25 protein-coding genes are annotated in these 20288 nt (G+C 54.3%); 17 read left to right on the plus strand and 8 right to left on the minus strand.

The genetic code is table 11. From position 1 onward, the window contains the following. Window positions 1-138: 138 nt before the first annotated feature. The 7 genes from HZA73_00700 to HZA73_00730 form a co-directional block, all read right to left on the minus strand. Window positions 139-462, minus strand: a complete 324-nt coding sequence (locus tag HZA73_00700) for a thioredoxin family protein (protein ID MBI5804542.1) — start codon at window positions 460-462, stop codon at window positions 139-141. 212 nt (window positions 463-674) lie between these two features. Beyond that, a complete protein-coding gene (locus tag HZA73_00705) occupies window positions 675-905 on the minus strand; it encodes a TM0996/MTH895 family glutaredoxin-like protein (GenBank protein MBI5804543.1) in 231 nt (76 codons plus the stop codon). A 16-nt stretch (window positions 906-921) separates the two neighbouring features. Continuing rightward, entirely contained in the window at window positions 922-1848 is a 927-nt protein-coding gene (locus tag HZA73_00710; protein MBI5804544.1) for a cation transporter, read from the minus strand. A 104-nt stretch (window positions 1849-1952) separates the two neighbouring features. Beyond that, a complete protein-coding gene (locus HZA73_00715; protein ID MBI5804545.1) occupies window positions 1953-2204 on the minus strand; it encodes a hypothetical protein in 252 nt (83 codons plus the stop codon). Window positions 2205-2247: 43 nt separating this feature from the next. Further along, window positions 2248-2616, minus strand: a complete 369-nt coding sequence (locus HZA73_00720) for a rhodanese-like domain-containing protein (GenBank protein MBI5804546.1) — start codon at window positions 2614-2616, stop codon at window positions 2248-2250. A gap of 96 nt (window positions 2617-2712) precedes the next feature. After that, complete coding sequence (arsB, locus tag HZA73_00725; GenBank protein MBI5804547.1) at window positions 2713-3780, minus strand: ACR3 family arsenite efflux transporter; 1068 nt, start codon at window positions 3778-3780, stop codon at window positions 2713-2715. Window position 3781: 1 nt separating this feature from the next. Next, the gene (locus HZA73_00730; protein MBI5804548.1) at window positions 3782-4150 is read right to left on the minus strand and encodes a metalloregulator ArsR/SmtB family transcription factor; all 369 of its coding nucleotides are present in this window, start codon (window positions 4148-4150) and stop codon (window positions 3782-3784) included. A 185-nt stretch (window positions 4151-4335) separates the two neighbouring features. Between HZA73_00730 and HZA73_00735 the strand changes: the two genes are divergently transcribed. From HZA73_00735 to HZA73_00775, 9 genes are all read left to right on the plus strand, one after another. Further along, on the plus strand, window positions 4336-5076 hold the full coding sequence (locus HZA73_00735) for a hypothetical protein (GenBank protein MBI5804549.1): 741 nt from the start codon (window positions 4336-4338) through the stop codon (window positions 5074-5076). A gap of 278 nt (window positions 5077-5354) precedes the next feature. Then, window positions 5355-6125 carry an exodeoxyribonuclease III gene (xth, locus tag HZA73_00740; protein ID MBI5804550.1) on the plus strand — a complete coding sequence of 257 codons (771 nt, stop codon included), beginning with the start codon at window positions 5355-5357 and terminating at the stop codon, window positions 6123-6125. Between the two features lie 35 nt (window positions 6126-6160). Then, on the plus strand, window positions 6161-7111 hold the full coding sequence (locus tag HZA73_00745) for a PAS domain S-box protein (GenBank protein MBI5804551.1): 951 nt from the start codon (window positions 6161-6163) through the stop codon (window positions 7109-7111). A gap of 97 nt (window positions 7112-7208) precedes the next feature. Then, window positions 7209-9431, plus strand: coding sequence for a T9SS type A sorting domain-containing protein (locus HZA73_00750; GenBank protein MBI5804552.1), 2223 nt, complete (start codon window positions 7209-7211; stop codon window positions 9429-9431). A gap of 164 nt (window positions 9432-9595) precedes the next feature. Next, window positions 9596-10621, plus strand: coding sequence for a phosphotransferase (locus HZA73_00755; GenBank protein MBI5804553.1), 1026 nt, complete (start codon window positions 9596-9598; stop codon window positions 10619-10621). Between the two features lie 135 nt (window positions 10622-10756). Next, window positions 10757-12028: a serine--tRNA ligase gene (gene serS / locus HZA73_00760; GenBank protein MBI5804554.1), complete on the plus strand. Its 1272-nt coding sequence runs from the start codon at window positions 10757-10759 to the stop codon at window positions 12026-12028. Between the two features lie 212 nt (window positions 12029-12240). After that, window positions 12241-12864, plus strand: a complete 624-nt coding sequence (locus HZA73_00765; GenBank protein MBI5804555.1) for a hypothetical protein — start codon at window positions 12241-12243, stop codon at window positions 12862-12864. Between the two features lie 101 nt (window positions 12865-12965). Further along, the gene (locus HZA73_00770) at window positions 12966-13610 is read left to right on the plus strand and encodes a hypothetical protein (protein ID MBI5804556.1); all 645 of its coding nucleotides are present in this window, start codon (window positions 12966-12968) and stop codon (window positions 13608-13610) included. A gap of 114 nt (window positions 13611-13724) precedes the next feature. Further along, window positions 13725-14210, plus strand: coding sequence for a GNAT family N-acetyltransferase (locus HZA73_00775; protein MBI5804557.1), 486 nt, complete (start codon window positions 13725-13727; stop codon window positions 14208-14210). Between the two features lie 93 nt (window positions 14211-14303). On the opposite strand, the gene HZA73_00780 is transcribed toward HZA73_00775, so the two are convergent. Next, window positions 14304-14462 (minus strand): hypothetical protein, encoded by a 159-nt coding sequence (locus HZA73_00780; protein MBI5804558.1) that lies wholly within the window; start codon window positions 14460-14462, stop codon window positions 14304-14306. Window positions 14463-14608: 146 nt separating this feature from the next. Here HZA73_00780 and HZA73_00785 point away from each other — a divergent pair, with 146 nt between their 5' ends. The 8 genes from HZA73_00785 to HZA73_00820 all read left to right on the plus strand — a co-directional run bounded on the left by HZA73_00785 (window position 14609) and on the right by HZA73_00820 (window position 20284). After that, window positions 14609-15091 (plus strand): NUDIX hydrolase, encoded by a 483-nt coding sequence (locus HZA73_00785; GenBank protein ID MBI5804559.1) that lies wholly within the window; start codon window positions 14609-14611, stop codon window positions 15089-15091. A 21-nt stretch (window positions 15092-15112) separates the two neighbouring features. After that, a complete protein-coding gene (locus HZA73_00790; protein MBI5804560.1) occupies window positions 15113-15664 on the plus strand; it encodes a GNAT family N-acetyltransferase in 552 nt (183 codons plus the stop codon). A 6-nt stretch (window positions 15665-15670) separates the two neighbouring features. After that, window positions 15671-16102 carry a hypothetical protein gene (locus HZA73_00795; protein ID MBI5804561.1) on the plus strand — a complete coding sequence of 144 codons (432 nt, stop codon included), beginning with the start codon at window positions 15671-15673 and terminating at the stop codon, window positions 16100-16102. A gap of 136 nt (window positions 16103-16238) precedes the next feature. Further along, the gene (locus tag HZA73_00800) at window positions 16239-16922 is read left to right on the plus strand and encodes an isoprenylcysteine carboxylmethyltransferase family protein (GenBank protein MBI5804562.1); all 684 of its coding nucleotides are present in this window, start codon (window positions 16239-16241) and stop codon (window positions 16920-16922) included. A 30-nt stretch (window positions 16923-16952) separates the two neighbouring features. Continuing rightward, window positions 16953-17441 carry a GNAT family N-acetyltransferase gene (locus HZA73_00805; GenBank protein ID MBI5804563.1) on the plus strand — a complete coding sequence of 163 codons (489 nt, stop codon included), beginning with the start codon at window positions 16953-16955 and terminating at the stop codon, window positions 17439-17441. 65 nt (window positions 17442-17506) lie between these two features. Beyond that, window positions 17507-17986, plus strand: a complete 480-nt coding sequence (locus HZA73_00810) for a hypothetical protein (protein ID MBI5804564.1) — start codon at window positions 17507-17509, stop codon at window positions 17984-17986. Further along, on the plus strand, window positions 17965-18468 hold the full coding sequence (locus HZA73_00815; GenBank protein MBI5804565.1) for a hypothetical protein: 504 nt from the start codon (window positions 17965-17967) through the stop codon (window positions 18466-18468). The genes HZA73_00810 and HZA73_00815 overlap by 22 nt, the downstream gene beginning before the upstream one ends. A gap of 43 nt (window positions 18469-18511) precedes the next feature. Continuing rightward, on the plus strand, window positions 18512-20284 hold the full coding sequence (locus HZA73_00820; GenBank protein MBI5804566.1) for a DUF4153 domain-containing protein: 1773 nt from the start codon (window positions 18512-18514) through the stop codon (window positions 20282-20284). Window positions 20285-20288: the final 4 nt, after the last annotated feature.

Here is a 20288-nt window from a genome sequence, read left to right on the forward strand (position 1 = left end):
AGTTTTAAGCGACGAGCTTTTTCTTTTGGTTCTTTTCTTGTTGGCGGTACAAAAAGAAAAGAACATAACCGGGTAAAATCTGCATTTTACCAAATCCACTATATTCTTTCTACTTTTCCTGATCAAGTTAGATAGTCATTATTTCTTAAACTCGTGTCCCAGTTCTTTCCATTTAGCCAGAATATCCTCCCGGGAATAAAAACCCTCGTGCCGGAACAGTTCCTTTCCTTCCGGGCTGTAGAATATCTGGGTGGGTATTACCCGGATCTTGTATTTGCTGCCTTCGTCGGCATTCTGCCAGACATCTATGAACACCACCTCCAATTTCCCCGCGTAATCTTTTTTCAGCTCTTCCAGGATCGGGGCCATCATCTTGCAGGGTATGCATTTCCCGGCGCCCAGGTCCACCAGCCGGGGAAGCTTTAACGGTATGGGTTTCAGGCTGTCGGCTTTGGCAACCATCTTCTTTTTAACCGCGGTCTTCGTTTTGCTTTTTGTTGCGGCCTTGGCGGCAATTGAATCCTTTTTAACCGAGACTGTCTTGGCTTCCTGGGCCATCAACTGGCCGGCCGTAAAAATTAATAATAATGCCAAAATCAAAAAGCTATGGTTTCTCTTCATCGTTCTCCTTTGATATTTAATATCCGTGTTGATCCGCGCGAATCCGCGTCCAATTAGGTGATCAGTTTCTTGATCTGCTCCGGGGACAACAGGTGCCCGGTGGACTTGACCACGCCGTCTATGGCCAGGGCCGGGGTCATCATCACCCCGAAGGCCATGATATCCTTCAGTTCCGAGACCTTGACGATCTCCGCTTCTATGCCCAGCTCTTTGACCGCTTTCTCGGCATTGGCGGTCAGGGTCTTGCACTTGGGACAGCCGGTGCCCAGGATCTGGATCTTCATATTTTATTCCTTGTGTTTATTTGTGGCCACAGCTGTTCTTTGTTTCCGATATGTGGCAGTTCACCCCGTTGCACTCGGTGCATTCGAACTGAATGGTGGTGTGCAGTATCCCGAACCCATGTTCCAGCAATTCCTGGATCTCCTCCAGCAGGGCATCGCTCTGGCTGGTCATCTGGTCCTCAATCTGCACATGGGCGCTTAAGGCGTGGATCCCGGAGGACAGGCTCCAGACATGCAGGTGGTGCAGGGCTTTTACCCCTTTGATCCCGCTCAGGGCTTTTTCAATTTCCCGGCTCTCCATCCCGGCCGGAGCGGCTTCCAGCAAAATGTCCACCGATTCCTTCACCAGGCCGTAGGCCCCCTTCAGGATCATGACCCCGATCAGGATGCTCAATACCGGGTCTATCACCAGCCAGCCGGTGAAGCGGATGATAAGCCCGCCGATGATCACCGCCACCGAGGACAGCAGGTCGCCCACCACGTGCAGAAAGGCTCCCCGGACGTTGAGATTATCCCGGCTGGAGGCCCGCAGGACAAAGAACCCGGCAATATTGACGGCCAGCCCGGCCAGGGCGACTATGATCATAAGGCCGCTCTTGATCCCGGTGGGCGAGCTGAAGCGCTGCCAGGCTTCGTAGAAGATGTATCCCGACAAAACTATCAGGGTCACCCCGTTCAGCAGCGCCGCCAGGATCTCCAGCCGGTAGAAGCCATAGGTCTTTTTGGCGTTGGCTGGAGTGGTGGCAAAGCGGATGGCCAGCAGGGACAGGCCCAGCGCCAGCACGTCGGTCAGCATATGCCCGGCGTCGGAGACCAGGGCCAATGAACCCGACAGCCAGCCGCCGGCGAACTCCGCCAGCATCAGCAACGCGGTCAGGACCAGGGTCCACTTCAGCCCCTTCAGGCTGTCAGCCCGGTGATCGTGTTTGTGTTCGTGTGACATATATTATTAACCTCTCCACTTCGTTGGCCAAAGCACCGACAATCTTCTCAGTGCAAGCCTTCTTCCCTCTCCTTGGAGGAGAGGGAGAGTCTTACGTTGCGAGGTTAACAGCAAGAAGATCCCGAGCCCCCGCAACTGCAGGAGCATACGGTCTTACCTTCTTTCTTTTCGGGAAAGGAAATGGCTCCGGTGGGGCAGGCCGGCAGGCACTTTTCTCCGGTGCCGCAGCATTCGTCGGCGTTCTTGACCGAGGCCTTGCCCTTGATCAGTTCATAGACCTTTTTACAGCAGGCCTGGAGGCAGGCCCCGCAGCCGTTGCAGAGTATTTGATCGATGACTGGTTGTGCTTTTTTCATATTTCTCCTAATTTTAGAGTGTTTCGCGTTTTTAGCGGGCAGCTTATTTTCCGCCCGGCCGCAGCCGGCAGGTGCAGGAGCCGGAGAGCTTCTTTGAATTGTCTATCTTGATCGGCATCCCGTCGTGCTCCCAGTCCAGTATCCCGCCGTTGAGGTTGGCAACATTGGTGAACCCATGTTCCATCAGATACCTTACCGCCTCCTTGCTGCGCAGGCCCACCGAGTCTGCTACGATCAGGGGGCGGTCTTTGGGCAGCTCGGCCAGGCGGGTTTCCAGTTCCGGGGCGGGGATGTAGAGCACCTCCGGCACGTCGAATTTCTTGTAATCGGTCTCTATCTGTGCCCTTAGATCTATGAACAGTCCGCCATTTATGGCTGTCTCCAGGGCCTCGCTTCCGGAAAGATGCGTCATTCCTGCTATTAACAGGCCTTTATCGCCGAAACATGCATTGATACTGTGTTTATCAGTTGCCATATTACTCAACCCATTACATATATTTCGTGCTCTTTAGTGTGTTTCGTGGGTAAAGTACCTCTGCCTGAACCGCAGCGCCACGTTAACCAACCCTATCATCACCGGCACCTCGATCAGCGGACCGATCACCGCCGCAAAGGCCGCCTTGGACCCCAGCCCGAAAACCGCCACCGCCACCGCGATGGCCAGTTCAAAATTGTTGCTGGCCGCGGTGAAAGCCAGCGTGGTGGTCTTGGCGTAGCCGGACCCCATCCTTTTGCCCATCCAGAAGCTTACCAGGAACATCACCACAAAATACACCAGCAGGGGGATGGCTATCAGCACTACATCCAGAGGACGCTGCACTATCTCCTGGCCCTTGATGGAGAACATGGCCACAATGGTGAACAGCAAAGCCACCAGGGTGACGGGACTGATCACGGGGATGAACCTGGAATGATACCAGTCCTTGCTCTTGGCTTTAACCAGCGCCAACCGAGTAAGCATCCCCGCCAGGAACGGAATTCCCAGGTAGATGAACACGCTTTTGGCAATGCTGCCGATAGTGATCTTGGACAGGTCCGCCGTCCCCAGGTCGATGCCCAACAGCGGGGGGAAAACCTTGATGAACATGTAGGCATAGACCGAGTAAAGGAACACCTGGAAGATGGAGTTGAAAGCCACCAGTCCCGCGCAGTACTCGGTGTCGCCCCTGGCCAGGTCGTTCCAGACTATCACCATGGCAATGCAGCGGGCCAGCCCGATCATGATCAGCCCCATCATGTAGTCCGGCTGCCCTCTCAGGAACACCGCCGCCAGCAGGAACATCAGCACCGGGCCTATGACCCAGTTCTGGACCAGCGACAGGCCCAGCAACCTGGTATCGCGGAAAGCCGCGCCCAGCTCCTCGTAGCGGACCTTGGCCAGCGGCGGGTACATCATCAGTATCAGCCCGATGGCGATGGGAATATTGGTGGTGCCGGAACTGAGCCTGAGGTTGAGGAAACGGACCGTTTCCGGCCACAGCCAACCCAGGCCGACCCCCAGGCCCATGGCTAAAAAGATCCACAGCGTAAGATAGCGGTCCAGGAATGACAGGCGTTTGGAAAGATGCTCCGACATGTCACTGATCCTTGCGTTTGGTTTCTGGTTTGTGAGTATGCGGCCCGCATGGCATCAGCGGCTTGGCCCCCTTGGCCGCCCGGCGGTCCTGTTTGACCGCCGTGTCCTGTGACAGGCCGTTCAGGCAGGCGCAGATGTTCTTTGAGGCATCCGGACAGCAAAGCCTGTAGTGGACCCATTTCCCCTTCCGGTTGTCCACTATCAGCCCGGCCTCCTTAAGGATTGAAAGGTGCCGCGAGATCCGGGACTGGCCCATGCCCAGCACCGCTATCAGCTGGCAGACGCACAGCTCCCCGCCCTCCAGCAGCTTGACGATCCGCAGCCGGGTGGGGTCCCCCAGGGCCTTGAATGTTTTGACGGCTTGTATCATTTTCACCTATTCTCCCCTCTCCGCAGCGGGGAGGGGCAGGGGTGGGGTCTGTTTACATATCAAGATATCTTGATATGATAATACAAATTTCCAAGAATGTCAAGGCTCCTTCAAATTATTTCAATTTATTGTTGCAGCCGCTTTGTTTTAATGCTATATTTAAGCTGTCAACCAATGGAGGAACCATGAAACTTTCCCGCTGGTATCTTTTCCTGGCCGCACTGCTGGCCGCCATCTCGTTCTCCTTTTACCTGGCTCAGGTGCTGATATTCCACAAGCCGCACGACACTTTCTTTTACATGCTGCAGGACCTGGCCTTCGTGCCCATCCAGGTGCTGCTGGTGACCCTGATCCTTAACGACCTGATGGTCCGGCGGGAGAAGAAGGCGTTGCTTAACAAGATGAACATGGTGATCGGGGCCTTTTTCAGCGAGATGGGCAACGAGCTGATAACCAGTCTGACCAAGTATGACCCGGTGTTCAATGACCTGGCGGCGGTGGCCCGGCCCGGCCCGGGATGGAAGGCCGAGGACTTTGCCCTGGCCCGCCGCCGGCTGGAAGAAAAAGAATTTCAGATAGACGCCCGCCGGGCCGACCTGGGAGCCCTGAAGGATTTTCTTTCGGGAAAACGCGGCTTTGTGCTGGGCTTGCTGGAGAACCAAAATCTTCTGGAGCATGCCACTTTCACCGACCTGCTGTGGGCCGTCACCCATCTGACCGAGGAACTGCAGTTCAGAACCTCGCTGAAGGGCCTGCCGCCGGCCGACTGTCAGCATCTCTCCGGCGACATCAAGCGGGTGTACGGCCTGCTGCTGGGCGAGTGGCTGGGCTACGCCCGGCATTTGAAGGAAGCCTATCCTTATATGTACTCGCTGGTGGTGCGGCACAACCCGTTTGACCCGGAAGCCTCGGTTACCATAAAATAGGATGCCGGCCAGTACTGATTTGACTCGGTTATGTTCTTTTCTTTTTGTACCGCCAACAAGAAAAGAACCAAAAGAAAAAGCTCGTCGCAAAGAACCATCCGGGCGCTGCGCTTCTCGTTGCCGTCGGGCTTGTCTGAACTCGGGCTTTGGCCAAGCCCTCAAACAGGCGCAGACAAGCTATTAACCGCCGTCAACTGCGATGCTCACTGATGGTTCTTAACGCGACAACCGGGGCTGGTACCTGTTGTGCAATCTATTCCTTTAAAGAGCATAAAGCTATGAGCATAAAACTTCTATCTTGGAACGTCAACGGCCTGCGGGCCGTGTTCAAAAAAGGCTTTGCCCCATGGGTGGCCAAAACCGGCCCCGATATACTCTGTCTGCAGGAAACCAAGGCCAGGCCCGAGCAGGTGGTGAAGGAGCTGGAAACCATCAAGGGATATGATTTTCATTTTTCCTCGGCCCAAAGGCCGGGATACAGCGGGGTGGCGCTGTTCACTAAAGAAAAGCCCGTGTCTGTGAAACAGACCTTCGGTGTGACCAGGTTCGACGACGAGGGCCGCATCCTTCAGGCCGACTACGGCAAATTCATTTTGTTCAACATCTACTTTCCCAACGGCAAGGCCTCGCCCGAACGGCTGCAGTACAAGATGGATTTCTATGAAGCCTTTCTGCTGGAGATGAAGAAACTGCTGAAGAAGGACAAAAAGATAATCATCTGCGGCGACGTCAACACAGCGCATAAGGAGATAGACCTGGCCAGGCCCAGGGAGAACTCGAAAGTTTCGGGGTTCTTGCCTCAGGAGCGCGAATGGATAGATAGATTCCTGGAACTGGGATTCGTGGACACCCTGCGGTTGTTCAACCGATCGCCCGGCCTTTACACCTGGTGGGATGTGATCAGCCGGGCCCGGGACCGCAACGTCGGCTGGCGGATAGATTATTTCTACTCCAGCGAAAACCTGAAAAAGAGCATAGAGAAGGCCTACATTTTGCCGGAGGTAATGGGATCTGACCATTGCCCCATAGGGCTGGAACTGGAGATATAATAATCATTCCTGATAAAGTTCAAAGGAGACCCCCGATGGAAGATCAATCCAAATCCAAGGAACAGCTGATCGGCGAGCTCCACGCCCTGAGAATCAGGTTGACCGAGGCCGAGGTGCTGGAACTGGAGCTGAAGCGCACCCGGGAAAAGCTGGCGGCGTTGGAGCAGATGGTGAACAGCCTGCCGATGGGAGTGACCATCTCGGACCTGGAGGGCCGGATCCTCTATTCCAACCCGGCCGAGGCCCAGATGCACGGCTACACGGTGGAGGAGTTGACGGGACAGGAGGTCAAGATCTTCGCCCCCCAGGGCCGCTGGAGCCCGCTGGACCCAGAACAGGCCAAAAAGATAAAACGGTTGACCCGCGAGGCCATCAACCTCCGCAAGGACGGCAGCACCTTTGAGGCCCTGCTGACCTCGGACGTGGTCAAGAACAAGCGGGGCGAGGCGTTGGCCATCATCACCACCAGCGAAGAGCTGACCGCCAGAAAACAGGCCCAGGCCTTCATGACAGCGCTATATAAGATATCTGACAAGGCCGCGGCGGCTTCAGATTTGAAGACCCTCTGCTCCGACCTGCATAACATCGTGGGTGGCCTGATCTACGCCAGGAATTTCTACCTGGCCCTGTACGACCAGGAGGCCGACAACCTCACCTTCCCCTATTTCGTGGACGAGTTCTCGGCAGCCCCCGGCCCCCAGCGGCTGAAGAAGGGCCTGATCAAACAGGTGCTGGAGACCGGCCAGGCCCTGTTCGCCACCCAGGAGACCTACTCTCAGATGCTGCAGCAGGGCGGGTACGAGGAGATGGACACACCTTTCGTCAACTGGCTGGGTGTGCCGCTGAAGAAGGACGGCCGGATCTTCGGGGTGATGGTGATCAACAGCTACACCGAGGAGATATCCTTCGGCCAGACCGAGAAGGACCTGATGGCCTTCGCCGCCCAGCAGATGGTCAATGCCATGGAAAAGATCGTCCGGGCATAAAAATATGTTTCAGATTGGCCCTTGACTTTACCGGTAAAAAGCCTTACTATTTAACCTGAAATTCACCCCAATATTAATTCTTTTTTGGAGGCTGTTCATGAAGCTCAAAGTCATGGTTCTTTTGCTGGCCTTACTATCTCTGGGACTTCCCCTTTGGGCGGCGGTTCCCGCCAGCAGCACCGGCACCCGTATCCAGGCCCCGGAACAGCCGGCGGCCACAAAAGCCCCGGCCGGGCCCAAGGTGATCACCTGGGCCACCATAGACTCAATCAATCCCGGGGCTTCGCGCATGGCCGCGGCTACCTCTCTGGGCAAGGTCTACCGCCTGGGCGGCGAGGCTTCGGGGGGATTGCGTTCGGGATGGCTACAGCGCTACGATCCGGCCACCGGCCTGTGGACCGACAGAGCCTCCATGGCGGTGGGCATGTCCAACATGTGCGCCACGGAATACCAGGATCAGCTGTTCGTCCCCGGCGGATTTGACGGGGTGGCCACCCGGAGGATACTGCAGGGTTACAACCAATGGGCCAATTCCTGGTACTCGGGATACGACAGCATGCCCGAACCCCGGTACGGCTCTTCCTGCGCCGTGGTGGAGGATACGCTTTACGTCTTCGGCGGATGGGACGGAGCCGCTAATTCCCGTTCCTGCTATGCCTATAATTTTGACAACAACACCTGGACCATGAAGGACAGCATGCCGACCGGCCGCCAATTTTCCGCCGCCGTGACGGTGAACGGAAAGATATACGTGCTGGGCGGAAATGGGTCCCTTAGTGATTTGACCACGGTGGAAATGTACGACCCGGCCGCTGGAACCTGGACCACCAAGACTCCGATGCTGACCGGACGGGGCGGCCTGGGAGCGGCCAACATTGGCGGCAGGATATATGTGTTTGGCGGGGGCTGGGCAACCTACCTGAATACCGTAGAATATTACACACCTGAAGCCGACACCGCCGGGGGAACCCCCTGGACGGTAGACACCAGTTTTGTCTTCGGCCGGCGCACGGTCGGAGTAACGGCCGTGGGCAATGATGCCTATGTGCTGGGCGGCTGGAGCGGAGCCTACCGGGCCTGCGCCGAGAAGGGCGCCACCGACGTCCCGGTGGTCAACGATGCCGAGGTAACCCAGATCGACATCCCCCAGTACTTAGGCAATTACGGGGTGGTGGTCCCGGTCTATGTCAACGTTCGGAACAACGGGCCGCACCGCCAGTACAACGTCCCGGTTAGCCTTCAGATCGACAGCGCCGGGTCTATAGTGTATAATCTGAACCGCTGGTGCGATCTGGATTCGGCCGGCACCACCACCCTCATCTTCCCCGACTGGCCGGCGGCCAAGACCCCCGGCACCATCCACACTTTCAAGGCCTATGTCAACTGGAGCCTGGACCAGAATACCGCCAACGATACCATGACCGTCACCAGCGAGATCATGGACGCTGTCTGGTACCAGATCGACGGAGCCTCCACTACCGGTTCGGCCGCCCAGAATTTCGAAGCGGCCAACGATGCATATGACTGCTGGATAATGGAAGACTTTTGGATCGCCGGTCCGGATTCCCTGTGGCTGGATTCCGTTTATGTCCAGGGCCTGTACACCTCTACCGGACCTTTGGATAGCATCCAGTTCATCATCATGCCGGACAGCGCCGGAGCCCCGGGCTATCCCGCCTTCAGCCAACCGCTGTGGAGCGGATACTTCACCCCGGCCAGCTATACCGAGACCACCGGGAGCTTCATGGTCCGCCTGCCCACGCAGGTCAAGGTCTACGGAAACAATCCCGGACTGTGGATGGCTTTCCAGGGCCAGATGAACTATGACGTGGGCGGCCAATGGTATATCAATCAGAACACCATGCCCCTGCGCGGCAGCTATGAAGGATTCTGGTATAATCCCGGCGGCGGCTTTGGCATGGGCGGCGGCTATGTTCACCAAAGCAGCGTTTGGGCCGGCGTCTACGGGCATAATTTCGTATTATACGGCAGCCTGACCCCCACCGGGGTGGCCGGCCAGCCGGTTGACCAGCCGCTGGTTCACAAGTTCGCCCTGGCCCCGGCCTGGCCCAATCCGGCCCGGGGCTCGGCCCGGCTGAACTTCAGCCTGGACAAGGCCTCCCAAGTGGTGCTCTCGGTCTACAACCTGGCCGGACAGAAGGTGGCCACCGTGGCCTCCGGCAGCTATCCTGCCGGAAAACACCAGGTGGTGTGGCAGGGCCGGGATGCCAAGGGAAACAGCGTTCCCGGAGGCGTGTACCTCTACCGTATCCAGGCCGGGGACAGGACCGCCACCGGCAAGCTGGTTTGGCTTAAGTAAACTTCCGAGGACCTTTAAGAACGGGCGCACTCCGGTGCGCCCGTTCTTTGTTTTAGACCTGGCCGGACGGCGTTATTTTTAAGTTTTTTGCTTTTGACTTTGACAATGTTTTATGATATTGTTAAGAGTTATGTCCCCTTAAACCAGACGGAGATTGAGGGATCATGGAAAGCCGCATAAAAGAGCGATTCAATAAAAACATTTTGGCCGAAGCCATGCAGCGCTACGCCGTGCCGGAAGGAAAGATCCGGGAACTGGGCGGGTTCGAGAGCTTCATCCATTCGTTTGAACGAGATTCCAGGCATTACATTCTGCGGATCAGCCACAGCCTGCGCCGCAGCGAAGAACTGATCCGGGGCGAGGCCGACTGGATCAACTACCTGGCCGCAGGCGGGGTGCCGGTGGCCGGAGCGGTGATGTCGGAGAATGGAAACCTGGTGGAGGCGATCGATGACGGCCATGGCGGGCTTTTTCTGGCCACCGCCTTCAACAAGATCGACGGCCGGCCCATCCATGAGGCCGGCTGGAGCCCGCAACTTTACCGGACCTACGGAAAACTTCTGGGCAAGATGCACTCCCTGACCAAGGACTACCGGCCCAGTGATCCTTTGGCCAAAAGGCCCCAATGGGAGGACTCCGCCAACACCGAATGCGTCAAGCATCTACCGGAGACGGAATCCCTGGTCCGGGAAAAATACTGGAAAGTGATGGAGCAGGTGGCCGTCCTGCCCCGGGACAAAGACTCCTTTGGACTGATCCACTACGACGCCCACAGCAGCAATATGCTGGTGGATAAGGACGGAAGGCTCTGCCTGTTCGATTTCGACGACAGCCTGCATTCCTGGTTCGTCTGCGATATCGCCATAGTGCTGTTTTACATGACCGCGGGCAAGGAGCCGGACATCGCTTCGGTTGAGGAATTCCTGGCCCACTTTTTGTCCGGCTACGCCGAAGAGAACAAGCTGGATCCCAAGTGGCTGAAGGAGATCCCGCATTTTCTGAAGATCCGGGAGATAGACCTTTATGCAGTGATCCACCGCAGCTTCGACGTCAGCAATATCACCAACCCCTGGGTGGCCGGGTTCATGAAGGGCCGAAAAGAGAAGATCGAGGGGGATGTGCCATTCCTGGACCTTGACTTTGGGGCCTGGGCCGGGCACCTGACCTCACCCCTACCCCTCTCCAAATGAATTTGGAGAGGGATGGAAGAAGTAATATTATCTGAAATTATAGTTTTCTGTGTTTCAGTAATTCCGTGTTTCTGTGGTAAAGTTAATTTCTGTAAATCATGTTAATCCTGTCAAATAAATACAAAGGAACTCATTATGCTGGATCCCAAATTCATCCGGGAGAACATCGAACTGGTCAAGAAGGCCATCGCCGACAAGGGCGAGAAGGCCGACCTGGGGCCGTTCCTGGAACTGGACGCCAAGCGCCGCGGCATCCTCCAGGAGGTGGAGACCCTGAAATCGGAGCGCAACAAGGTCTCGGAGGAGATCGCCAGGCTGAAGAAGGAAAAGTCGCCTTTGGCTGACCAGAAGATAGTGGAGATGCGCCAGGTGGGCGACCAGATCAAGGCGCTGGACGACGAGCTACGCACGGTCGAAGAGAAACTGTCCGAGGCCACCCTTTCCCTGCCCAACATGCCGGACCCCTCGGTACCCATCGGCAAGGACGAGTCCGAGAACCTGGTGGATCGGGTGGTCGGACAGGAGAAGAAATACGACTTTGCCCTAAAGCCCCACTGGGAGCTGGGCGAAAAGCTGGGCATCATAGATTTTGAGCGCGGGGCCAAGATCTCCGGCAGCCGGTTCTATCTGCTTAAAGGCGCCGGGGCCCGGCTGCAGCGGGCGCTGATCACCTGGATGCTGGACGTCCACACCCGGCAGAGCGGTTACACCGAGATCTATCCGCCCTACATGGTCAGCGGAAAGTGCCTGGTGGGAACCGGCCAGCTGCCGAAATTCGCCGACACCGTTTACAAGGACATCGAGGAGGACTTTTGGTGGGTGCCCACCGCCGAGGTGCCGGTGACCAACATGTACCGCGAGGAGATTTTGGACGGCGCCCTGCTGCCGGTCAACCACGTGGCCTACACCGCCTGCTTCAGGCGGGAGAAGATGTCGGCCGGCAAGGACGTCCGGGGCATCAAGCGGGGCCACCAGTTCGACAAGGTGGAGCTGGTGAAGTTCGTCCTGCCGGAGAATTCCAACCAGGAATTGGACAAACTGATCGCCGACGCCGAGAAGATCCCGCAGGCTTTGGGCTTTAAGTACAGGATCTTAAAGATGTGCACCGGCGACCTGGGCTTTACCGCCGCCAAGAAGTACGATATTGAGATCTGGGCCGAGGGCTGCCAGGAGTGGCTGGAGGTCTCCTCCTGCTCCAACTTCGGGGATTTCCAGGCCCGCCGCGCCAACATCAAGTTCCGGCGCGAGCCCAAAGCCAAACCGGAGTTCGTGCATACCTTGAACGGCTCGGGGCTGGCCCTGCCCCGGACCATGATAGCGGTGATGGAGAATTACCAGAACGCCGACGGGAGCATTACCGTGCCGGAGGTATTGAGGCCGTACATGGGGATGGACATTATAAAATGATTTATTCATCAGCGATACCATTAATGATATCGCTGGTCATTCATCAAGGTTTCTACGAAACCTACTACGGCCCAGGCCGCACCCGCGGCCTTGATGATACCCAGCGATGGGTTTCAACCCATCGCGCACCCCCGGTAGTTTTACGGTAGTATATGGGGATGGATGTGATAAAATAAACATTGAGACATAAAACCAACAATACGAGGCGAAAAATGAAAAAGACCACCGGATCATCACTGTTGTTGTTTCTATTAGCAATTCTCACCATTGCTTCATGTAACAGGCAAACCATAATACCAGCATCAAGGATGCAGCCGCGGCTGAGTTTTTATGGGTTTACCGTGGCCAGACCGCCGGATACTGGATGGTTTGCACTACAAAGTGAGCAAAAAGACGATAGGGCAATTTTTAGAAAGAAACTTAGTTCGCCCACCCACACTGCTTTTGTTGAGATTTATTTAGGGAGAATGGAACGTGCGGCTACAAGCCTTGAGGATCTGGTCTTTATTGATAAAGCCTCCCATGTATTTGAAGACACTGTGCGTTTTAAAATGGTTAACTTTACCCAAACCCCCACTAACCGGCAAGGGCAATGGTGCGTAAACTGGACAGAGCAGATAATTGACCGTCAACCAGCAATTACACCAAGCATACACCTCGTGGCACGCGCACAGGGCTTCAGGTGCATTCAACCTATTTATAAGAACACGGTTGTCATTAAAGCAGAAGTATCAGAGCGGGGCTTGGAAGGGGAGCTTGACTCTTTGATCATCAGAGAAGGTGAAGAAATTTTGAAAAGCATTGTGTTAACCGATACCATGGGCGCACCATTTTAGTAATTTCGGGATTACCGTGCCGAAGGTGCTGAGGCCGTATATGGGGTTGGATGTTATAAAGTTTAGCTTTGTTCTATAAATCAATAAAATCTATATATAATATGCCAAATATATGTATTTATTGCGGGAAACCAGCAACAACAAGTGATCATTTACCACCAAAGTGCTTTTTTCCCAAACCATACCCACCAAATTTAGTTACAGTGCCTTGCTGTTTTGAATGCAACAAATCGTTCTCTACAGATGAAGATTATACAAGACTTGTTTTTGCTACTTCTCGTAGCATCATTAGCAATAATGAGATCGGTGTTAAATTATGGGAACAGAAAGCACATAAAACATTATCAAAAAACCATAAACTTGCCTCCGAGATTTATCAGCAATTTAAAAGTATTGACGTATATTGGGGTAAAATTTACCTTGGCAAAACCCCCGGATTTAAACCAGACATGAAGAGAATAGTACGTATTGTTGAAAAAATAACACGTGGTTTGTTTTATTTTGAAACAAAAAAAATATTAGATAAAGATACCAAGGTTATTGTAAAAATGAGGCCCAAATTTGATAATAGCTTGGCAACAAAACAACTTTTAATAAATTTATCTAAAAGCCCCGTTGGAATTTTTGGAAACGGTGTTCTAATGTATACTTGTGCTTTTTGTGATGAAAGTATACAAAATTCAGTTTGGTTTTTAAGATTTTTAAATGACGATGGGCTTACTTTTATATGTTTTACAAGAAGTTAATAGAATGTTTTTCTTTTGTGAAAACATTAGTAATGTCAAACAACATCCTCATCCGCCCATACCAGCTCATCGACTCCTGCACAAATCCACAAACAACAATAACCACCCCCTGCCATGAAACTCGACAAAACCAAACTCTCCCTCCGCAAAGCCACCGCCGCCGACATTGAGACCCTCATCGAGCACCGGATCCTCTTTCTAAAAGAGGTCCACTGCAACCCATCCCCCGAACTGGAGACTTCCGTTAGGCAGTCACTGCGGCAATACCTGGCCGGAGCGTTTAAAAACGATACCTTTGTTTCCTGGATCGCCGAATACGAAAGCAAGCCCGTTGGCTTCAGCGGCATGGTCATCCGGGAGCAGCCCGGCAACTTTGAACTGCCCACCGGCCGGACCGGCTACATCTTGAACATGTTCACCATTAAGGAATTCCGCGGGAACGGGATCGGGTCTTCGCTTTTCCAAAAACTGCTGGAAGAGGCCAAACTGCGGGGCCTGGACAAGGTGGAACTGCACGCCACCAAGGACGGCGAACCGGTCTACCGTAAGTTCAAGTTCACTGAACCGCACGACATAGCCCTGGAGATAATTTTAAAATGATCCTCTAACATACTCCGGAAACTTGTTGAACGCCCGGTGCCAACCCCGGTATGTCGCGTTAAAACGATCAGTGAGCATCGCAGTTGATGGCGGTTAAAAGCTTGTCTGGCGTGTTTGAGGGCTTTGCCAAAGCCCGAGTTCAGACAAGCCCGCCGTCAACGAGAAGCGCAGCGCCAGGAGAGTTTTAAGCGACGAGCTTTTTTCTTTTTGGTTCTTTTTCTTAGTTGGCGGTACAAAAAAGAAAAAGAACATATTTCCTGAGCAAGTTAGACGGACATAAATTAAAAAATAAAATGTCAGACAACATCCTCATCCGCCCCTACCAGCCAACCGACTCCATCCCGGAGATCACCGCCCTTCTGCACCGGGCCATTACTAATCATTAGGAGACGGCCAATATGCCTTGGCCTACACACATTGTTGCCGCCGCAGGTTATGTCTTTGACAAAAACGATAACCTTCTCATTGTAAAAACCGAGCACCGGGGATGGGATTGTACCGGGGGTCAGATAGCCTCTGGCGAAAGCCTTGAAGAAGGGGTCTTGCGTGAAATACTGGAAGAAAACGGCATAAAAGCCTCCGTAAGATGTTTGGCCGGCATATATTCCAATGTGGGCCAGGACCTATTTCATGACGGCACAACAACAATTCCAACCAAGGTCATGTTTGATTTTATCTGTGATCACATTGATGGAAAACCTACGCCCTCAAGCGAGACCAGCAAGGTGATCTGGGTTCCCAAGAGCAAGGTTTTGGAATATGTCACAGCACCCGCGTGTTTGCTCCGATTTAAAAATATACTAGAATTTGACGGCCGGGTCAGATATTGTTCTTATGTCACAAAGCCGGAATTCAGGGTCTTGTCATCACGGTATGTATAATTCTCATTATTTTGTTGTGTTATGACTGAAGATATCCTCATCCGCCCATACCAGCCCGGCGACTCCATCCCGGAGATCACCGCCCTTCTGCATCGGGCCTACGCTAAGCCGGCCGGGCAGGGCGTCCGCTTTTGGGCCTCACGCCAGGACGACACCGTCACCGAGAAACGGCTCAAAAAGGGAACCTCCTTCCTGGCCGTCAGGGACGGCGCCATCGTGGGCACCATCTCGGTCTACGGCCCGGACAAAAACTCCGCGGCCGAGTTCTACCGGCGGGAAGACGTCCGCTATTTCGGGCAGTTCGGAGTGGACCCCACCCTGCAGGGCACCGGCCTGGGCAAACGGCTGTACCAAACAGTGGAGGACCATTGCCAAAAGAACAACATCAGGTACCTGGCCCTGGACACCTGCGAGAACGCAGCGGACCTGATAGAGATGTACCAGCGCTGGGGCTTTAAGCAGGTGGACCGGGTCAAATGGGAGGTGGTGGATTTCCGCAGTATCATCATGGCCAAGGACCTGACCGCCGTAAGGGCAGTAAGGGCGGGTTTCAAACCCGCCCCGACAGGATAAAGTAACATGCCGGCCACCGATCCCCGGCAGCACTCTGCCGAACACATACTGACCGCGGTCTTCGGACTGCTCTTTAACGGCAAATTGCTGGACACCCGGTTCAAGGGCACCAAGGTCCGCTGTGACTTTGCGGTCCAAAGCGGTCTGCCCCTGGAAGAGATCATCCGGCAGACCGAGGCCAAAGCTAACGGGATCATCGCGCAAAATCTGGATGTCACCTACGAACAGATGACCGCCGGCGAGGCCGCCGCCTACTGCTCCCTGCACCGCCTGCCGGAGGGCGCGGAGAACGTAAGGCTGGTGCGCATCGGCCCGGATGTGGTGACCCCCTGCAGCGGCCCGCACGTCAAGAACACCTCGGAGATCGGCCGCCTGCACATCCGCACCTGGAACTGGGTGGAACCGGGACTGATAAGACTGACCTTCGTGGTGGAGTGATAGATCTGTAAGGACAATTCACCCGTCCGACGAAGTCCATAATGGTGGCGTAGTAGGATGAATTGCCCCAACTTTAAGGACACGGCATGCCGTGTCACGATCCCTGTTTCATGCAGCCGGACACATCGCAGAAACGATGGGGAGATACGCCATGGACACTCTTAAGAAAAAGCTTGTCCTTTTCCTGATCATGGCCCCGGCCGTTACCGGACTGCTGTTGTTCCTTCCGGCCGGCACCCTCCGCTACTGGCAGGCCTGGGCCTTTATGGCCACCCTGTTCATCCCGGCCGGCTTCGTGATATCGTATTTCGTCCGGCATGACCCGGCCCTGCTGGAACGGCGGCTTAAAAGCAGGGAAACCGAAACCCGCGAGAAATCCATGATCAAGGCCGGCCAGTTCTTGTTCCTGGCCGGGTTTCTGGCCCCCGGGCTGGACCGCCGCTTCGGCTGGTCGCAGATGCCCGGCTGGCTGTGCCTGGCCGCGGACGCGGTGGTGTTCCTGTCGTATATGTTCATCTTCCGGGTCTTTAAGGAGAACAGCTACGCCTCGCGCATCGTGGAGGTCCAGCAGGGCCAGAAGGTGATAGACACCGGACCCTACGCCGTCATCCGGCACCCCATGTACGCCGGGATCATCCCCATGTACCTGGCCATACCGCTGGCCCTGGGCTCGTACCCGGCGCTGGTCTTCTTCCTGCCGGTGGTGGCCATAATAATCCTAAGGATCTTCGACGAGGAAAGGCTGCTACTGAAGGACCTGCCAGGCTACCGGGAATACACGACAAAGGTCCGCTTCAGATTGATACCGCATGTCTGGTAAAACAAAGCAAGATCAAGCAAAGGATCAGTTATGACGAAAAATAGCGATCTGATCTTCGTCCTCAAAAACCCCTTCCCGTCCTACCAGCTTAAATACCCCGGGCATACCGTCCGCCCGGCGCTGGAAGAGGCGGTGGAGAATGACTTTTACCAGGTGCTTTTTGATTCCTACGGCCCGCCCCGCATGACCCGCGAAGCCTTTGAACTGGACCTTAAAGAGGGTTGGTACACGCGGGCGGACTGTTTGATAATGTATGATGGAGAGCGCCCTGTGGCCGCCGGTCAGATCAGGACGGAAGCGCAGAACGGCCGGGTGATCGGTTTCTTGGACACCCTGGGCGTGCCCAAAGCCTCGCAGGGTAAAGGTCTTGGCCGCGACATGACCATCCGGCGGGTCAGGATGTTGGCGGAGCGGGGTGCAGAGGAAATCCGGACCGAGGTGGCCGAGGACAACTGGCCGATGATGAACATCCTGATGGGTCTGGAGTTCGTTCCAGAAGAAGTGAAGCCATCACAATAAACATGTCCCGTATGGCAAAGGTAAGGGCGGGTTTCAAACCCGCCCCGACAAAAAGAGATAACCATATGACCAAACCCAACTGCCCCCATTGCGGGGCCGCCTTCACCGGGCTGATCTGCGACTACTGCGGAGCTCTGGCCGGCACGACATCCACCGTGGAGGAACAGCGCCGGGCCATAGAGGAACTGCACAAGCTGATCGCCAACAGCCCCCGGGAGAAGCAGGTCCTGCTGATCAAGAACGGCTACCTGCCCGACGATACCGCCGCCCTGATAGACGCCGGGCTCAAGTGCATCTCGCTGATGGACGAGGACGAGATCAAACAGGACCGCACCGATGCCGCCGCCCGGCGCCTGGAATCGGTCATAGTCAAGCTTGAGCTCCGGCCAGGGGACGCGGAAACAACAAGGGCCCTGCTGCGCTTTAGGGAGCGGGTGGACAAAAATACCCGCCACAAAAACAGGGACGTTGCCCTGGGGCTGTCGATCATCGCCGGAATTTTCATGGCCATTGTGTTTTTAATATGGTGGATCTTCTGCCGGTAAACCCCAACAAAAAGAAAGGATTTGCCATGGGTCCGAGGAACAATGCCATAATGGCCGGTCTTTTGCTGGCCGCGGTGCTGCTGGCGGCCGGCTGCGGGGTCAAGACCGAATGTTCCACCGCAGAGCAGTTCATCAAGTCCTATTCCAAAGCCTATCAGAACGGGGACGCCAAGGCTATCCTGAAGATGCGGGCCGGGATAGGAATCCTTGAAAAACTGGAGATCGATCCCGTCCTGAAGGAAGAGCTCCGGAACTATGACCTGGAAAAGGAAAAAAAGGAATTGGAGAAGAGCCTGAAAGACGATGATATGTGGGTTCAAGCCTGGAAGAACACCGAGTACCAAAGCGAGCGGGATCACGGAGACCACATTCATGTGGAGGTAATGGTGCAGGGCATCCCCTCGGCGATAGTATTGGTGCGCGACGGTGAATTCCTGAGGATCCATCCCCGGCCCAGCATGTTCAACTGCCAGGCAGAATAGACCCGGCAACTAAAATCCCCAAATATCGAGGAGAGCAGAACAAATGAAACTCAAACTTGTCTCTTTGCGCGAGCTGGGGGCATCGGCCAAGGAAACCATTTCCAGGTTTCCCCTGCCGTCAGTTTTGCTTCTGTTGGGCGCAGCCAACCACCTCTACATGAACATTTTTGAAACAGCTGCTTTTAAATACTACTCCCGCAACCTTTTCATGAGCATCCTGGTTCTTCTGCCTGTTCTTTATTCCCTTCAATTGTTTTTTGAGTCACAATGGCTGGCCAAAAGACTTAAACTGTCATTGGAATTGTCTGCCGTCGGGATAACCTTGATCTATCTGTTTTCCCTGCCCAACTCCCAATTGCTGGCCTATCATTTTTCCCAATTTTGGCTCTATCTATCGATCACTTTTTTGCTTTCCTTTATCTGCATTAAGAACTGCATAAAGGACGATGACCTGTTCTGGCATTTTCACATCAGCCTTTTCTCCCGCTTCAGTATCGCATCCGTTTACACCGGTGTGATCCTGGCGGCCTCCAGCGCCGCCCTGGGAGCCATCGACACCCTGTTCAAGACCAAACTGCTTCAGCACCAGGAGGTCCGGGTGGTGATCCTGACCCTTTGGATATTCCTGCCGCTGTTCTTTTTGACCGGAGTCCCGAGATTCAAGAACATGGATGAGATCCTGGCTTTTAAGCCGAAATGGATAAAGAACATCGGGATATACGTCCTGCTGCCTTTCACCATGGTCTATCTGGGCATCCTCTATGCCTATCTGGGCAAGATCGCAATCCTGTGGAAACTGCCGGAGGGGATGGTCTCTTACCTGGTGCTTTCCTTCGCCGCTTTCGGGATCGCATCTTTGTTCGTGGTCTATCCTTTCCAAAAGGACGAAAACTCCAAATGGAGCCGCTGGTTCGGCCGACTCTTCTATTACCTGCAATTCCCTTTGCTGGTGCTGCTGGGCATAGCCATCGTCAGGCGGGTTCTGGATTACGGGATCACCTTCAAGCGGTATTATGTGATCGCTTTGTCGGTCTGGCTCCTGTTTATCACCATTTACATGGTGATACGGAAGAACAAAGACCTGATAATGATACCGTTCTCGCTTTTCATTGTCGCCCTTTTATCTTCCTTCGGGCCCTGGAACGCCTTTAACGTATCCTTCATCAACCAGCGGGACCGGTTGAACGGCATTTTAACCAAGTATTCCCTGGTTCAGAACGGGAAGCTGGCCAAGCCCAATGATGAGATCCCCGTAAAAGTAAAAAGCGAGATCTGTTCCATAACTAAATATCTGTTCGATTATGGCAAGCTCAAGACCTTTTCAAGTTTATCTAATTCCACGGATACCTTAACACCAAAGGTCTTTATTGCACAGTTGGGCTTTGAATGGCGGCCCCTCTGGAGCTCGGACTATTATGAGAATAATGAGTGGTTCAACTATTCGTTCGCAAACGATACATACGGCTATGACAAAAATGATTTTGACGCCTTTGTCAAAATGAACGTCCAGTCATGGAGCGACTCCGGCAAAAACAAAATGGAGATGAAGGCGCTGAGTGTTGAATACCGGGCGAACCTTCCGGGTTTTGTGATTTCCTCCCCGGCCGGGGATTCCTCGGTCATACTGCTTAAAGATGTGATCGCTGAGTTTCAAAAGGAATCTCCGGATAAAAGCCAAAAGGTCAATATATATTCCTTTGACGACGCTAATTTCAAAATTGTCTGCCTGTTCGATGATCTGACGGGCAGGATAAAGCCCGAAGGTTTGGAAATGAACGCCGTAAATGTGAACTTCCTGATAAAGAAAAAGAAATGATGAC

Source organism: candidate division TA06 bacterium, from assembly GCA_016235665.1.
In the GTDB taxonomy this organism is placed as follows: Bacteria; Edwardsbacteria; AC1; order AC1; family EtOH8; genus UBA5202.

Bases quoted from the DNA above. Each gene is read 5' to 3' on its own strand.
- HZA73_00730 (MBI5804548.1), bottom strand. From the start codon at position 4,150: ATGATACAAGCCGTCAAAACATTCAAGGCCCTGGGGGACCCCACCCGG.
- HZA73_00755 (MBI5804553.1), top strand. From the start codon at position 9,596: ATGGAAAGCCGCATAAAAGAGCGATTCAATAAAAACATTTTGGCCGAA.
- HZA73_00790 (MBI5804560.1), top strand. From the start codon at position 15,113: ATGACTGAAGATATCCTCATCCGCCCATACCAGCCCGGCGACTCCATC.
- HZA73_00805 (MBI5804563.1), top strand. From the start codon at position 16,953: ATGACGAAAAATAGCGATCTGATCTTCGTCCTCAAAAACCCCTTCCCG.
- HZA73_00820 (MBI5804566.1), top strand. From the start codon at position 18,512: ATGAAACTCAAACTTGTCTCTTTGCGCGAGCTGGGGGCATCGGCCAAG.
- HZA73_00735 (MBI5804549.1), top strand. From the start codon at position 4,336: ATGAAACTTTCCCGCTGGTATCTTTTCCTGGCCGCACTGCTGGCCGCC.
- HZA73_00750 (MBI5804552.1), top strand. From the start codon at position 7,209: ATGAAGCTCAAAGTCATGGTTCTTTTGCTGGCCTTACTATCTCTGGGA.
- HZA73_00815 (MBI5804565.1), top strand. From the start codon at position 17,965: ATGGTGGATCTTCTGCCGGTAAACCCCAACAAAAAGAAAGGATTTGCC.
- HZA73_00700 (MBI5804542.1), bottom strand. From the start codon at position 462: ATGGTTGCCAAAGCCGACAGCCTGAAACCCATACCGTTAAAGCTTCCC.
- HZA73_00775 (MBI5804557.1), top strand. From the start codon at position 13,725: ATGAAACTCGACAAAACCAAACTCTCCCTCCGCAAAGCCACCGCCGCC.
- arsB (MBI5804547.1), bottom strand. From the start codon at position 3,780: ATGTCGGAGCATCTTTCCAAACGCCTGTCATTCCTGGACCGCTATCTT.
- HZA73_00745 (MBI5804551.1), top strand. From the start codon at position 6,161: ATGGAAGATCAATCCAAATCCAAGGAACAGCTGATCGGCGAGCTCCAC.
- HZA73_00780 (MBI5804558.1), bottom strand. From the start codon at position 14,462: ATGTTCTTTTTCTTTTTTGTACCGCCAACTAAGAAAAAGAACCAAAAA.
- HZA73_00795 (MBI5804561.1), top strand. From the start codon at position 15,671: ATGCCGGCCACCGATCCCCGGCAGCACTCTGCCGAACACATACTGACC.
- HZA73_00810 (MBI5804564.1), top strand. From the start codon at position 17,507: ATGACCAAACCCAACTGCCCCCATTGCGGGGCCGCCTTCACCGGGCTG.
- HZA73_00710 (MBI5804544.1), bottom strand. From the start codon at position 1,848: ATGTCACACGAACACAAACACGATCACCGGGCTGACAGCCTGAAGGGG.
- HZA73_00715 (MBI5804545.1), bottom strand. From the start codon at position 2,204: ATGAAAAAAGCACAACCAGTCATCGATCAAATACTCTGCAACGGCTGC.
- HZA73_00770 (MBI5804556.1), top strand. From the start codon at position 12,966: ATGCCAAATATATGTATTTATTGCGGGAAACCAGCAACAACAAGTGAT.
- HZA73_00720 (MBI5804546.1), bottom strand. From the start codon at position 2,616: ATGACGCATCTTTCCGGAAGCGAGGCCCTGGAGACAGCCATAAATGGC.
- serS (MBI5804554.1), top strand. From the start codon at position 10,757: ATGCTGGATCCCAAATTCATCCGGGAGAACATCGAACTGGTCAAGAAG.
- HZA73_00705 (MBI5804543.1), bottom strand. From the start codon at position 905: ATGAAGATCCAGATCCTGGGCACCGGCTGTCCCAAGTGCAAGACCCTG.
- HZA73_00765 (MBI5804555.1), top strand. From the start codon at position 12,241: ATGAAAAAGACCACCGGATCATCACTGTTGTTGTTTCTATTAGCAATT.
- HZA73_00800 (MBI5804562.1), top strand. From the start codon at position 16,239: ATGGGGAGATACGCCATGGACACTCTTAAGAAAAAGCTTGTCCTTTTC.
- xth (MBI5804550.1), top strand. From the start codon at position 5,355: ATGAGCATAAAACTTCTATCTTGGAACGTCAACGGCCTGCGGGCCGTG.
- HZA73_00785 (MBI5804559.1), top strand. From the start codon at position 14,609: ATGCCTTGGCCTACACACATTGTTGCCGCCGCAGGTTATGTCTTTGAC.